At 58.9% G+C, this 13,590-nt stretch carries 15 protein-coding genes; 9 read left to right on the top strand and 6 right to left on the bottom strand.

Annotated features, from left to right (window positions below):
- Positions 1-32: 32 nt before the first annotated feature.
- The gene (locus G7W63_RS09335) at positions 33-662 is read right to left on the bottom strand and encodes a LysE family translocator (RefSeq protein ID WP_166256579.1); all 630 of its coding nucleotides are present in this window, start codon (positions 660-662) and stop codon (positions 33-35) included.
- A gap of 112 nt (positions 663-774) precedes the next feature.
- Between G7W63_RS09335 and G7W63_RS09340 the strand changes: the two genes are divergently transcribed.
- The 3 genes from G7W63_RS09340 (at position 775) to G7W63_RS09350 (ending at position 2,590) form a co-directional block, all read left to right on the top strand.
- Positions 775-1,320, top strand: coding sequence for a YgjV family protein (locus G7W63_RS09340; RefSeq protein WP_242634368.1), 546 nt, complete (start codon positions 775-777; stop codon positions 1,318-1,320).
- 333 nt (positions 1,321-1,653) lie between these two features.
- On the top strand, positions 1,654-2,100 hold the full coding sequence (locus G7W63_RS09345) for an EF-hand domain-containing protein (protein ID WP_166256581.1): 447 nt from the start codon (positions 1,654-1,656) through the stop codon (positions 2,098-2,100).
- 139 nt (positions 2,101-2,239) lie between these two features.
- Positions 2,240-2,590: an EF-hand domain-containing protein gene (locus G7W63_RS09350; protein WP_166258257.1), complete on the top strand. Its 351-nt coding sequence runs from the start codon at positions 2,240-2,242 to the stop codon at positions 2,588-2,590.
- Between the two features lie 11 nt (positions 2,591-2,601).
- On the opposite strand, the gene G7W63_RS09355 is transcribed toward G7W63_RS09350, so the two are convergent.
- Positions 2,602-3,003 carry a glutaredoxin family protein gene (locus tag G7W63_RS09355; protein ID WP_166256583.1) on the bottom strand — a complete coding sequence of 134 codons (402 nt, stop codon included), beginning with the start codon at positions 3,001-3,003 and terminating at the stop codon, positions 2,602-2,604.
- 270 nt (positions 3,004-3,273) lie between these two features.
- On the opposite strand from G7W63_RS09355, the gene G7W63_RS09360 reads away from it, so the two are divergent.
- The 3 genes from G7W63_RS09360 to G7W63_RS09370 all read left to right on the top strand — a co-directional run bounded on the left by G7W63_RS09360 (position 3,274) and on the right by G7W63_RS09370 (position 6,867).
- On the top strand, positions 3,274-3,948 hold the full coding sequence (locus G7W63_RS09360) for a polyamine aminopropyltransferase (RefSeq protein WP_166256585.1): 675 nt from the start codon (positions 3,274-3,276) through the stop codon (positions 3,946-3,948).
- Positions 3,949-3,954: 6 nt separating this feature from the next.
- Complete coding sequence (locus G7W63_RS09365; protein ID WP_242634369.1) at positions 3,955-5,286, top strand: hypothetical protein; 1,332 nt, start codon at positions 3,955-3,957, stop codon at positions 5,284-5,286.
- 273 nt (positions 5,287-5,559) lie between these two features.
- Entirely contained in the window at positions 5,560-6,867 is a 1,308-nt protein-coding gene (locus G7W63_RS09370) for a DEAD/DEAH box helicase (RefSeq protein WP_166256587.1), read from the top strand.
- A 109-nt stretch (positions 6,868-6,976) separates the two neighbouring features.
- On the opposite strand, the gene G7W63_RS09375 is transcribed toward G7W63_RS09370, so the two are convergent.
- The gene (locus G7W63_RS09375) at positions 6,977-7,681 is read right to left on the bottom strand and encodes an OmpW/AlkL family protein (RefSeq protein ID WP_166256589.1); all 705 of its coding nucleotides are present in this window, start codon (positions 7,679-7,681) and stop codon (positions 6,977-6,979) included.
- A gap of 156 nt (positions 7,682-7,837) precedes the next feature.
- Positions 7,838-8,320: a winged helix-turn-helix transcriptional regulator gene (locus tag G7W63_RS09380; protein WP_166256591.1), complete on the bottom strand. Its 483-nt coding sequence runs from the start codon at positions 8,318-8,320 to the stop codon at positions 7,838-7,840.
- A 158-nt stretch (positions 8,321-8,478) separates the two neighbouring features.
- On the opposite strand from G7W63_RS09380, the gene G7W63_RS09385 reads away from it, so the two are divergent.
- Complete coding sequence (locus tag G7W63_RS09385) at positions 8,479-9,591, top strand: NADH:flavin oxidoreductase (protein ID WP_166256593.1); 1,113 nt, start codon at positions 8,479-8,481, stop codon at positions 9,589-9,591.
- A gap of 323 nt (positions 9,592-9,914) precedes the next feature.
- Positions 9,915-10,226 carry an outer membrane protein assembly factor BamE domain-containing protein gene (bamE, locus tag G7W63_RS09390; RefSeq protein WP_166256595.1) on the top strand — a complete coding sequence of 104 codons (312 nt, stop codon included), beginning with the start codon at positions 9,915-9,917 and terminating at the stop codon, positions 10,224-10,226.
- Positions 10,227-10,294: 68 nt separating this feature from the next.
- Here bamE and G7W63_RS09395 read toward each other — a convergent pair whose 3' ends face one another.
- Entirely contained in the window at positions 10,295-10,933 is a 639-nt protein-coding gene (locus G7W63_RS09395; protein WP_166256597.1) for a TetR family transcriptional regulator, read from the bottom strand.
- 173 nt (positions 10,934-11,106) lie between these two features.
- Here G7W63_RS09395 and G7W63_RS09400 point away from each other — a divergent pair, with 173 nt between their 5' ends.
- A complete protein-coding gene (locus G7W63_RS09400) occupies positions 11,107-12,738 on the top strand; it encodes a flavin-containing monooxygenase (protein WP_166256599.1) in 1,632 nt (543 codons plus the stop codon).
- A gap of 67 nt (positions 12,739-12,805) precedes the next feature.
- On the opposite strand, the gene G7W63_RS09405 is transcribed toward G7W63_RS09400, so the two are convergent.
- Positions 12,806-13,579 (bottom strand): SDR family oxidoreductase, encoded by a 774-nt coding sequence (locus G7W63_RS09405; RefSeq protein WP_166256601.1) that lies wholly within the window; start codon positions 13,577-13,579, stop codon positions 12,806-12,808.
- Positions 13,580-13,590 lie beyond the last annotated feature (11 nt).

A 13,590-nucleotide genomic window follows, 5' to 3' on the forward strand; every position in this document is an offset into this window, starting at 1 on the left:
ACGTCTGCGGTCATTGAATTTCCCCAGGGGTCTCAACCGAACGCCAGCCATGCGCCGACCAGGATCATCAGGGTGCCGGCAATACGGTTAAGTGTCCGGACGCCCGAACCCTGGCGCATGGCCTGGCGCAGCTGGCGTCCGCCGTGGGCATAGAGCTGGAGGCAGAGGAACTCAAGGGCAAGAATGATGAGGACGAGCAGGGCAAGCTGCGGAGCCATGGGCAGGCTCTGATCAATAAACGGGGGTAGCAGGGCGACAAAAAAGGCCCAGCCCTTGGGGTTGGCGATGGCCGTGATGAACCCCTGGGCGGCAAGCTGAAGCCGGGAGGTTTCAGGGGCAGCCTGGGGGTCCTCCGGCATTGCCATTTTGCCCCGTGAGCGCCACAACTGAACCCCCAGCCAGCCCAGGTAAAGGCCGCCGGCATACTTGAACAGGGTAAAGGCGGTGGGGTAGTTCAACATGAAGGCCGCGACACCCACGGCAGCGGACGTAGCCACCAGGCCAACCCCGATCAGTTCCCCGGCCATCATCCACATTGCCCGTCGCACACCGATGGTGATACCAAGAGACAATGCCAGGGTCATGCACATGCCCGGCGTAATCGATACCACGAAGAAGGTAGGCACAAAGGCAAAAAGAAGCTGAAGATTGATGGCTGCCAAGGATCTCGATCCGCTCTGGAGTTTTAGGTGGTTAGCTTCCTAGCATAGACTGCCCTGCGTTCTTTTTCACCGTTATGAACAGATGTGTTCTGGCCTCGGACTTGGGAGGATTATGCTGCCCGGAGTACTGGAGAACATGACCTATGCCGAAATAGCCGGTCAGGCTGTCAGTCTGGTTGCGCTCGGGTTCTGCGTCGCGGGATTTGCCAGCAAGCAGGACGACCGGCTCATGGTGCTGCTGATCTCGGCCAATGTGGCGTTTGCGCTGCAGTTTGCCCTGTTCGGAAGCTGGACTGCTGCTGCCCTTACGCTCCTGGTCATAGTCAGGATAAGTCTGGCCCGGCGTTACAAAGGCAAGGTCGGGGTGATGCTTCTGGTTTTACTGGCCTGCCTGGTTGTGGCGGCGCTCACCTGGCGTGATCTGACGGATGTATTTCCATTGGCGGCAGCGGTGCTGGGGACGGTGGGCATGTTCATGCTACGGGGCATTCCCATGCGCATTGTCCTGGCTGGAGCGGCGTTTGCGTGGATGCTCAACAACATTGTAATCGGGTCTGTGGGCGGGACGCTTGCCGAGGGGCTGGTGCTGTTGACCAACCTGATCACCATCCATCGCCTGGCCCGGATGAAGCAGCGCTATCCGGAGGTTCTGCCCTGAAAGCATGTTCGGGAATGGATGTGATTGCCTAAGACATAATCTACCTGCACTTTTTGCTGGTTTTACAAAATAGCAGTAAATATTTCCGGAGTTCGAGTGCTTCCTGCTGGCGCGAGTCTGTTCGGCATACGTAGCTCATCGATACGTAAGTGGTTGGAATAAAGCATTTTCCGAGCTTACTCAATCGCTTTCTCTGCATCCTGGCATGACCCTTGCTGGGGTACTTGTGCACTGCCGACACACTCAGTCGAAATGGAAGCGCAGTGCATGGTCGAAAGCGCTGATCCAGTCAACGCCGTGAAACCAACTCACTAGGACATAAAGGAAGATGCCATGTTTAAGAAGCTAATCCTTACTACCGCGATTTCTTCAGCTCTCGCTATCACCCCGGTATGGGCAGGCGAGGATATGGATAAAGACAAATCCATGACGGATCAGGTGACTACTGGCCAACAGACAGGTCAAGAAGGCGCTACCAAGCTTGAGGCGCAGCCAGAGAACGAGCAGATCAACGACCGCACCGCCGCCGTTAACGAAAACGAGATGGGCTTTGATGACCTTGACCGGAACAAAGATGGGGTTCTGGACGAAGAGGAGCTCAATGAGCTCGGCGCGACTGCCGCTGGCCAGGGTGGCACAGAGGCTGACGATCCAGCCAAGGCTGACAAGCGTGGTGAGCGCATGATGAACCGTCTTGATGCAGATGAAAGTGGCGACGTTTCCAAAGAGGAATATGAAAGTGGTCATGACAAGATGGGTAAGGGCCAGCAAACCCAGTAACTGGTCAAAGACCTCTAGTTAGTCAGAGATGTCTAGTTAGATAGTCGGGAGTGAGGCCTTCTTCTTGACGAAGAAGCGCCGACCTCCCTTTTTTTGCGTCTGGAATACGGACCTCATAAGCAAAAAAGAGGAAAAATCCATGCACAAAGTCACTGTCGCGACTTTTATGGTTATTGTTCTCGGCGGCCTGACGGCCCCGACCCTAGCAGAGCCCCAGGCAGGCAATCAGGGTGGGGACCAGGGCGCTGACTCAGGTGATAACATCACCTTCGAGCGCCTTGATCAGAACGATGACGGCGTTCTGGATGAGCATGAGCTTAGCGCTTTCGGGGCACCGGCCGCTGGAGACGAGGGCAGCCAGAACCCCCATGTGGACGCGCACGAACGGGACCGGGGCGAGCGGGTCCTCAACCTGTACGACAAAGACGGCGACGGCGAGGTGACCCCGGAAGAGTTCAAGAAAGACAAGCCTACCGAGGAGGTCTGGTAGCCCGGCCCGCGCTAGGCACGGGCTGGCTCGAACCGGTTCTGAAGCCAGGTTTTAATGGCGTCGGATTCGTAGAGCCATTCTTCCTTGCCTTGCTGGTGTCTGATCAACAGGCACGGCACCTTGACGCGTCCGCCACCGGCTTCCAGTGCCGCCCGATGGCTCTGGTCGTGCTGGGCGTCCCTGGTTTCGATGTCCAATCCCAGGCGGGCGATCTCCTTGCGGACCTTGATGCAGAATGGGCAAGCCTTGAACTGGTAGAGGGCCAGGTCAGAGCAAGCCTGGTCAGCTTCGGCCTGTGCCTGGGGTGAGCGCTGGACCCCTTGGGCGGGTGTGCTCAGTTTTTCGTTGAGCAGCACAAGGGGAGTGAGTACCAGGCGCAGGGTGCGGAAAAAATATTGGATTATGACTCTCATGGTGCGGCTCTCATTGGACATCTCTTGATGAATTAATTGCAGAGGAAGGGAATGCGGGCGCAGTCTAACATTCTCACGGGCTACCGTGGCTTTCGCCGGCATGCCAGGGAGCCTTGCTCCGGAAGATTACGGAGCCTGCCGGACAGATTTTAGGCTGCCCATGCCCCTATGGAAAGATACGCAGCCTGGCTTCCTCGGGATCAGCATACTGGTACAGCCCAGGCCTGCCACGCTAAGATTCGCCGTCCATCCCTTCACATGAGCAGACCCATGGCCCGCTATGAACTTATCGGCACTGCAACCATTCCCGGGCAGGGGAGCGAACTACGCTTGTTGCAACGAAATGACGAATTTTCCATCAAGATCGCCGGCACCACAGGCGAGCTCATGAACAGTCGGCTCCACGGCTCGGAAGACGCTCTGGCAGACCTTGCCTGCGAGCGTATTGCCGGCCGCGAGGGTGCACGGGTGCTTATTGGCGGGCTGGGCATGGGGTTTACCCTGGCAGCTGCCTTGAAAGGGCTTGCCGCTGACGCAGAAGTGGTGGTGGCCGAATTGGTGCCGGAGGTGGAGGAGTGGAATCAGGGCCCCCTGGGTTCGGCTGCCGGTTATCCGCTGAAGGATCCCCGTACCCGGGTCCACCTGGGCGATGTAGGCAAGCTGTTAAAGCGGGAGGTAGGCGCCTACGACGCCATCCTGCTGGATGTGGACAACGGGCCGGAAGGCCTTACCCGGAAGGAAAACAACTGGATCTACTCCACTGCGGGTATAACCGCGGCCCAATCCGCCCTTCGCCCCGATGGCATTCTTGCTTACTGGTCGGCCGGAGCGGATCCCGAGTTCACCGAGCGTCTTCGGAAGGTTGGACTGGTTGTGGAGGCAGTGACCGTTCGTGCTCATCGCCCAGGCAAGGGCGCCCGACATGTCATCTGGCTGGCCTGGTAGCGCCTCTTGTCATTGACTCGACCCATCCTGACCCGCCTACGGGTTCGGTCCCTGCTTGCGTACCTCGCTCTGGCCGCCGGCACGGTCGCGTTCATTCCCGGCATGGGTGTGACTGGGGCGCTGGCGGTCAGTGTGGCCGTGATCATGGGCTGGGGCGATCTGCGGCGTATCACCCGAATGCTTTCGGTTCTGGTTGCCATAGGCTTTGCCCTGGCATTGGCGACGGAGCCTGGGGCTCTGGTTCTGGCCACCGGCAATATGACCAGGCTGGCCGCCTTGATCATCAGTGTAATGTTGCTCTCGGCCATTCTCAGCCAGTCTCCCGATATCCGTGCCATTTCACGCAGCCTCTTCGGTGGCCGCGCCCTTGGTCGCTATTACCGGGTTGGTTTTGGCACCGCCTTTCTCTCCCTTCCGCTTAACTTCGGTGCTGTGGCCGTGGTTTCCACGCTGGTGGGCGAGGAGGTCCGGGAAGGAGGGGACTCGGCCAAGACCCGCAACGTGACACGCAGCCTGCTTCGGGGCTTTGGCACCGCCCCCATGTGCTCGCCGCTTTCCATTTCTGTAGCCCTGACGCTGACCCTGGTGCCGGGGCTTCACAGTGTTGAACTGCTCAGCCTGAGCCTGCCCATTGCCCTGGTCTTTCTGCTGCTGAGTGCCCGGTATAGGGAGCCGGAGGTATCAACCAGAGAACCTGCGCTTGCCGGCGCTATCGAATGGGCGCCCTGGCTCAGGTTTGCCCTGACCATAGGCAGTATTTGTGCGGCCACTCTGGCTCTCAGCGCCAGCATGGGTGTGAGCTACTCCCGGGCGGTCACCCTCAGTTGCCTGGCCGCCGTGATTCTGGCCGCGCTGTACCGGCTGTTAATCCGGGAAAAGGTGGGACTGCCTTCGCTCGCCCCCGTCAGTAATGAGCTTGTGATCGTCGGCGGTTCAGCCTTTCTGGGCTCACTGATCAGCACCCTGGCCCTGGCGTACATCAGTGACGGCCAGCAGTTGGCGCCCTGGGCCTACCCGGTAGCAGCCATGCTGGTGCCCTGGGCCTACTTCCTGGCCGGCATGATCGGTGTTAATCCGATCATTACCGGTACCCTGGTGGGCGGCGTGCTGGGCCCCATGTGGCCGGCTGAATCGGTACTGGCTCTGGGGCTGGTCATGGTGGTGAGCTGGGGTATTACCGCTTCTGGTACACCCTATTCGGCGACGTCACTGCTAATGGAGCGGTTATCCGGCTATAGTGCCTGGCACGCAGCACTGCACTGGAACAGGATGCTGTCCGTCTTTACGCTCCTGCTGGTTGGGCTGGCGGCAGCAGGTATGACCATGCTGATGGGGTAAGGCTGCTGTGACAGGGCTCACCGGGCGGAGAAATGCTTTGTCAGCAAAAGTACCAACAATAGTCGTTATTTGCCGGGCACTCTGTTAAGGTGCCCTTGTTCCTACCTCGAAGGATTTCGTTACTGGCGGCAAAACCGGCAGTACGACCCCATCCGATACGACCTTTCAGAGGGCGGCGCCAGTAAGATCGCGCGACCGCAGTCGTTTTATATTCGATGACTTGTTCACGGTCCTCCCCCTGTAAGCGGGCAGGAACCGCAAGAGATTTAATTTATGGATTTTTCTTCACTCGGTTTGTCCGAGAAGCTGGTACGTGCAACTGCGGACCAGGGTTACGATACCCCATCACCCATTCAGGCCCAGGCTATCCCTGCCGTGTTATCCGGTAAGGACGTCATGGCAGCAGCCCAGACAGGGACAGGCAAAACCGCCGGTTTTACCCTGCCGCTGCTGCAACGTCTGAACGAAACCCAGCGCCAGGGCAAGGGCATCCGTGCCCTGATCCTGACGCCGACCCGAGAGTTGGCGGCCCAGGTGGCAGCCAGCGTAGAGCTCTACAGCAAGTACATGCCCACCTCGTCAGCGGTTGTGTTCGGGGGGGTGAAAATCAACCCCCAGATCGCCAAGCTTCGCCGTGGCGTTGATGTTCTGGTGGCAACACCAGGTCGTCTTATGGATCTGCACCAGCAGGGCGCTGTCCGTTTCGACGCGGTCGAGACCCTGGTACTGGACGAAGCCGATCGCATGCTGGACATGGGCTTTATCCGCGACATTCGAAAGATTCTTGCGCTGTTGCCGGCCAAGCGCCAGAACCTGATGTTCTCGGCTACTTTCTCGGGCGAGATCCGCAAGCTTGCCGAAGGCATGCTGAACAACCCGGTTCTGATCGAGGTTGCGGTGCGTAACGCCACCGCGGACAAGGTCGAGCAGACCGTGTACCCGGTTGACCAGAGCCAGAAGTCGGCGCTTTTGAGTCAACTGGTGACGCACAACAACTGGCAGCAGGTGCTGGTGTTTACCCGTACCAAGCATGGTGCCAATCGTTTGACCCAGAAACTGGAGAAAGACGGCATCACGGCGGCAGCCATTCACGGCAACAAGTCCCAGGGCGCCCGAACCCGTGCTCTGCACGAGTTCAAGCAGGGCACCGTGCGGGTTCTGGTAGCTACGGATATCGCGGCCCGCGGTCTCGATATCAAGCAGTTGCCCCAGGTAGTCAACTTCGAGCTGCCCAATGTGCCGGAAGACTATGTTCACCGTATCGGTCGAACTGGCCGGGCAGGCGAAAGCGGCCATGCGCTTTCTCTGGTGAGCGCGGATGAAGGCAAGATGCTGGCGGGCATCGAGCGGCTGATCAAGAAAGAGCTGCCCCGCAAGATCGTTGAAGGCTTCGAGCCCAGCGGCAGAATGTCCGCAGCACCCAAGCCAGCTCAACGCTCCAACAGTGGACGGGGTGGCAATGGTGGCAATGGCGGCGTTCAGAACCGTGGCCGCAGCGCCGGTGCCGGCGGTGCTCGGGGGGCTGGTAACAGCAATAACCCCCAGTCGCGGCGCCCGTCGGCCAGGCGCGAAACCGCCTGACCCGAACCTGAGCCGGAACCAGCGGTTTCGGCTCGGGACAATGAAAAAACCGCCCTCAGCAATGACGGCGGTTTTTTTGTGGCTGCTTTCGGGCTTGCCTCGGGCGGTATCAGAACCGGTAGGTGAAACCGAGCATATATACCAGCGGATCAATATCCACATCCACTTTGCCGGTGGCCTTCAGGTTGCCGGCACTGTCATAGCCCTTGATGGTCGCTTCGGTGTCGATGTCAGCCCACCAGATGGCAGCGTTGAAGCCAAAGCGCTCATCGAGGGCAATGTCCACCCCAAGCTCTGCAGCCAGGCCGATGCTGTCGTCCAGTTCGATGGTGGAACGGTCGGCGCCGAGTGCACCGGTCAGGGTTGGTGTCGTTTCTTCCTCGAAGAAGTTGGTGTAGTTCACCCCGATCCCCAGATAGGGCTGCACGGTACTGCCGCTGGCCAGGGGGAAATACTGCAGGGTCAGAGTCGGCGGCAGGTGCTTGGTCTCGGCCAGTTTGCCGGCGCCATTCAGTGCTGCGCCATCACCGCTGATGTTGTGCTTGAAGGGGGTCGCGGCAAGCAGACCGACCCCGAAGTGATCGCTGACAAGGTAGCTGGCCGTCAGGCCCAGCTGGCGATTGGAGTCCACGTTCACTTCCCAGCCGTCCAGTTCGGTAGCGCCTACCCGGACATTGCCGCTGGAATCCTGGGGGTCAACTACGGCCACGCCGGCGCGCAGGATCAGGTCGCCGGCATCGTAGGCGTGGACCAGGGGCGAAGCCAGCATAGCGGTGGCAACCAGAGGAAGCAGACGAATACCAGGTGAAGTCATGTTGGTTTCCTTAACCAGAGAATGGATGTGCTCAGGTTAAGGTTTCGTGAGGGTCAGGACTTGATATAGCGCAAGACTGTGGTTGGACTCGGGCTGAGATGCGACGGGAACTTGACCTGGCTCAACTGAACCGGAAATAGCTGCAACACCAGTGGCTTAGCCAACACTCCCGGCATTTTGCGAGCCGGTCTCTGGAACATCTTCCTCAGGCACGTACACATCCCGCACCGTGAGCTCCCGACCGTCCATGCTCTGGACCGCCATGGCACGGATGGGTTGGCCGTTTTCTCGGTCTCTCAAGTTCAGGGGCGCGCCGTCCGGTGACGGATTCCATTTGTCGCCCCACTGACGCAAGGCAATAACTACCGGAAACAGGTCCCGGCCTTTATCGGTGAGCCGGTATTCCTGCCTTGAGCCGTGCTCGCCCACTTCGACTTTCTGCAATACTTCATTGTCCACAAGACGAGCGAGCCGGTCGCAGAGAATGTTGCGGGCAATGCCCAGCTCCTGCTGGAAATCCACAAACCGGCGAACGCCATACATTGCCTGTAGGACAATCAGCAGCGACCACCAGTCCCCAACTTCATTGAGGGCGCGTGCGACGGAGCAGTTTGAGTCATCAAAACGTTTTCTGGCCATGGTTTCGAGTGTACCGAATAGGGTTGCATTTTAAAACCAGATTCAATAGGGTTGCATTACGAAACCAAATTAATGAGTAAACTACTCACCAAAATCGGCCGTCCCCAGACCTGAATTCTGGTTCGTGAGAAAGACGCCGATGTACTGGAGGCTTTGCCATGTCCCTGAATCTTGGTCCCTTGTTCGAACCCTTTGAAGACAAATCGCTCAAGCTGCGTAACCGGGTCGCGATGGCACCCATGACCCGCAACTTCTCTCCCGGCAACGTGCCAGGTGAAAACGTCGTGGACTATTACCGGCGCCGGGCGGAAGGTGGCGTTGGCCTGTTGATTACCGAAGGCACCACCGTTAATCATGCCGCCGCCAATGGTTATCCCGATGTCCCGGCTTTTCATGGGCTTGAGGCTCTGGCTGGCTGGAAGAAGGTGGTGGACGCTGTCCATGAGGCGGGCGGTGCTATTTTCCCTCAGCTGTGGCATGTGGGCGCGGTACGTAAGGCGGGCACGGAACCGGACGCCAGTGTGCCCGGTTACAGCCCGTCCGGCTTCTATGCACCGGGCAAGGCCAATGGCAAGGCCATGAGTAAGGAAGACATCCAGGATGTGGTCAATGCCTTCGCTGATGCCGCCCAGGACGCCAAGGCCTTGGGTTTTGACGGCGTCGAGATTCATGGCGCCCACGGTTACCTGATCGACCAGTTCTTCTGGCAAGCCACCAATCAGCGCGACGACGAGTACGGCGGCTCCATGGCCAACCGCCAGCGCTTCGCTATTGAGATCATTGAAGCCATCCGTTATCGGGTCGGCCCGGAGTACCCGATCATGTTGCGCTTCTCCCAATGGAAGATGCAGGACTATGATGCGCGTCTGGCGACTACTCCGGAAGAGCTCGAGCAGTTCCTGCTGCCGCTGGTGGAAGCAGGTGTGGATATCTTCCATGCGTCTACCCGACGGTTCTGGGAGCCCGAGTTCGAGGGCTCGAACCTGAACCTGGCGGGCTGGACCCAGAAGCTGTCCGGCAAACCCACCATGTCTGTGGGCAGCGTGGGCCTGACCGAGGACTTCATCAGCGGCACCTTCGCAAGCAAGCAGGAAGCCGTCCAGCAGTCCGGCATTGACGAGCTGGTGGAACGCATGAATAACCGGGAATTTGATCTGGTGGCTGTCGGTCGTGCCCTGCTGCAGGATCCGGAGTGGCTGGTAAAACTCAAGGACGGCCGGGCCGATGCCATCGAGCCATTCGCCAAAAAGTCCCTGACCAAGCTCTATTGAGCCAGTACCTGGCGAAGCAACCGGCCATAGCCCGATTGCCAGCTGCACAAGCTTGAAGACAGGCGTGAAAGAGCAGTGAAAGAGCGGTAAGTACACAGGTTGAAGTTGGCCGCCGGGCGTATGCTCCGCGGCCTTTTTTTATGCCAGCGCCGGGGGGCCGGAAACGCTGGCGTCGGTCTACGGAGCGCTACCTGAGACCCGTAGTTTTCCTTACTGTCCGGTATTTGTATCCTGTATCGAAGCCGTGCACTATCCAGAGTCCTGAGGACGCCCAGACGCGGACCGAATTGGCCCACCAGATTGACCGACGAGAAGGAAACACCATGAGATCAGTGACGTCTGCTTTTACCGTTGTGCTGCTAACGTTTGCCCTGTTTGTATCAGGCTGTGCCAACGTGGGCAATGAATTCCCGACCCGCGATATTGACCAGATAAAGATCGGTGAAACCACCCGGGCAGACATCGAACAGATGTTTGGTGAGCCCTGGCGCACCGGCCTGGAAGATGGCAAGCGCACCTGGACCTATGGCAAATACCGCTGGTCCGCCTTTGGCGATGCCGAAACCACTGATCTTGTGGTGCGCTTCAACGAGGACGGCACAGTTTCATCCTACGTCTACAACACCACCGAATGACCTGGGCCGGTCCTGACGGCTGAGCTCAGGACCGGATCTGGGGGGCATTTCTGCCCCATTGTTCCAGCTTACCTCAATGACAACATCTGCATGGCACGGGCAATGTCCTGTGGTTCCAGCTGCTCCACGAACGCACCCTTGAACTGGCGATTGATGAAGCGTTCGGTTTCTTGCTGTATCTGATCCCGCTGCTGGGGCTTTTCAATGTAATCCATGGCACGGAACAGGATATAGCGGATGGTCATGCCCGAGATTTCGTGGATCACCGCTTCTGACAGCCCGGACACCAGGTTCCGGTCGATAATATCTTCCGCCATCTCCCGGGCGCTGGCGCTCAGCTGGGTTTCAAGGGCCCGTCGCAGCAGGGGCGATGCGCCGTGAAGCTCCCTCACCGCGACTGTGGTCGCCGCGGGGTTGGCCAGGAAGTAACGGTACACGTACTGCACCGTCTCGTGGGCAGCCTGGTCTGAGCTTTCCGCCATCTGGCGCAGCTCCCGCACGCCTCGCTTCATGTCTTCTGCGATATAGCCCAGCACGAACAGCCCGAATTCGTCCAGGTTCCTGAAATGCCTGTAGAAGGTGTTGGGATTCAGGCCGGCTTCCCGGGCCAGTTCCCGCAGGCCCAGAGAGGTCAGGCTGCGGCTTTCGGTAATCAGCCTCAGGGCCGCCTGTACCAGTTTCAGTTTGCCGCCTGTTATCACGCTCATTGGGACGCCTTGTTGTCATGGAGGGCCAAAAGGCCGGCTTCGGGACCCTAAAAGTATACAGTCGTCTACTTCAGGTGTATACATTTGTCTACCGCCAGCAGGAACCCCTATGAGCTGGCGAACAGAACAACAGACACCTGCTCAGTACGAGCATTACGGAGAATGAGGTGAGTATGACCAAGACAATTCCCGCTCAGACCCCGATCGCCATTATCGGCACCGGTTTTTCCGGCCTCGGTATGGGCATCAAGCTCAAAGAGGCCGGCTTTACTGACTTCGTCATACTGGAGCAGAGCGATGATGTGGGCGGCACCTGGCATGAAAACCACTACCCCGGGTGCGCCTGTGACGTCCAGTCGGCCCTTTACTCATTTTCTTTCGAGCAGAACCCGAACTGGTCGCGGATGTTTGCCCAGCAGAAAGAGATCAAGGCCTACCTCAAGGCCTGCGCTGAAAAGTACGGACTGATGGCCCACATCAGGCTCAATACCCACGTTGCCGGCGCCCGGTTCAATGAAGCTGGCCAGAGTTGGACGATCGAGACCGTCGACGGCCCAAGTCTGTGGCAGTACATGAAGAAGAGAGGCCTCAACCCCGGAGACCAGCTGGACCGTAGCGATACCGAGCTGCCGGAATTCCAGCAGTTTGAATCATCGATAGTGGTCTCCGGTATGGGTGGCCTGAGCACCCCGGCCTATCCCAATATCAAAGGGCTTGAGACCTTCACCGGGAAGAGCTTCCATTCCCAGGACTGGGACCACGACTATGACCTGAAGGGCAAGCGGGTGGCCGTGATAGGAACCGGCGCCAGTGCCATTCAGTTTGTACCGGAAGTGGCAAAAGGCGCTGTCAGGCTGGACCTGTACCAGCGCACGCCTCCCTGGATCATGCCGAAGCCGGACCGGTCTATCACGCCCGTTGAACGTGCCCTGTTCCGCCGCGTGCCCCAGACGCTGAATGTGCTTCGCAACAGCATTTACTGGATGCTGGAGGCTCGTGTGCTGGGCTTTGTCATCAATCCACGTATCCTAAAACTGGGTGAATTGCAGGCTCGCAGGCATATTCGCAGCCAGATCCGCGACCCGGAGCTGCGCCGCAAGGTGACACCGGATTTCGACTTCGGCTGTAAGCGGGTACTGATTTCCAACAATTATTACCCGGCGCTGACCCAGGACAATGTGAACGTGCTCACCGACGGCGTGCAGGAAGTGCGTGGCAATATCATCGTCGATAGCAAGGGCGTGGAACGGGAAGTGGACTGCATCATCTACGGCACCGGCTTCAAGGCCCAGGACCCCATCCCCCGTGGTGTCGTTTACGGTCGCAAGGGCCTTGATCTGCTGGATGCCTGGAAAGACGGAGCGGAGGCCTACAAGGGCACCACGGTGTCAGGTTTTCCCAATTTCTTCATGCTCATGGGGCCGAACACAGGTCTCGGCCACAGTTCCATGGTTTACATGATTGAGTCCCAGGTTCAGTACGTGCTGGATGCCATCCGCAAAATGAAGCGCAAAGGCTGGCAGAGCGTTGAGGTCAAGGCCGAGGCCCAGAGCCGTTACAACGCCTCGGTCCATGCGAGGCTGGGGGATTCGGTATGGCAGACCGGCGGCTGCAAGAGCTGGTACGTCAATGAGAATGGCAGGAACACCACTCTGTGGCCGGGTTTTACCTGGCAGTTCCGCCAGCAGACCCGGTCATTTGATGCCGCCGTGTATCGATGCATGCCTGGGCATGACAGAGCGAAGGCTTCGACCGGCATCATGGCAGCTGGCTCAGAACAGGGCAAAGCCACCGTTCCGGCCTGACGACGGGTATAGAAAAGCGGGCCCAAGGGGCCCGTCTCTGGCTGCCTGGGTAGGGCAGCGCACCTGATCAGCTGACGAGAGTTCCACCGTCCACGGCCAGGCACTGGCCTGTGATGTGCCGACCGGCTTCGGAGGCCATCAACACAGCTGCGCCCTTGAGGTCTTCCTCGCCGCCGAAGCGATTGAGGGGTATGCGCTCCAGCATGGAGTCACCCTGGCTTTCAAGCAGACCCTGGGACATCTTGGAGGGAAAGAAACCGGGGCACAGGGCGTTAACGTTGATGTTGTGGTGACCCCACTCCGACGCCAGCGCCCGGGTGAAATTCACCACCGCACCCTTGCTGGTATTGTAGGCGATGGTCTTCATGGCTTCCGGGTTACCGGAAAGCCCGGCGATGGAGGCGATGTTGATCACCTTGCCGGACTTGCGGGGAATCATGCAGCGCTTGGCCACGGTCTGGGTCAGGAAAAAGGTGGCGTTGACGTTCAGGTTCATGACCTTCATCCAGCCTTCCGGTGGGTAGTCTTCTGCCGGTGCGCCCCAGGTTGCGCCGGCATTGTTGACGAGAATGTCGATATCCCCCAGCCCGGCGACGATCTTCTCCACTACATCGGGAATGCCTTCCAGATTGGAGAGGTCCGCCGACAGGGTCACGACATCAATGCCCAGGCCCTTGAGGTGGCTCTCGGCCTCATCCAGCTCGTGCTGCTTGCGGGCGGTAATGGCAACCCGGGCACCCATTTCCCCCAGGGCTTCCGCCATCTGGAGCCCCAGGCCACGGGAGCCGCCGGTAATCAGCGCGACCTTGCCGGTCAGATCGAACAGTTGCTTGACACTCATGTTTGCTCCTT

The organism is Marinobacter salicampi (genome assembly GCF_011074795.1).
GTDB lineage: Bacteria > Pseudomonadota > Gammaproteobacteria > Pseudomonadales > Oleiphilaceae > Marinobacter > Marinobacter salicampi.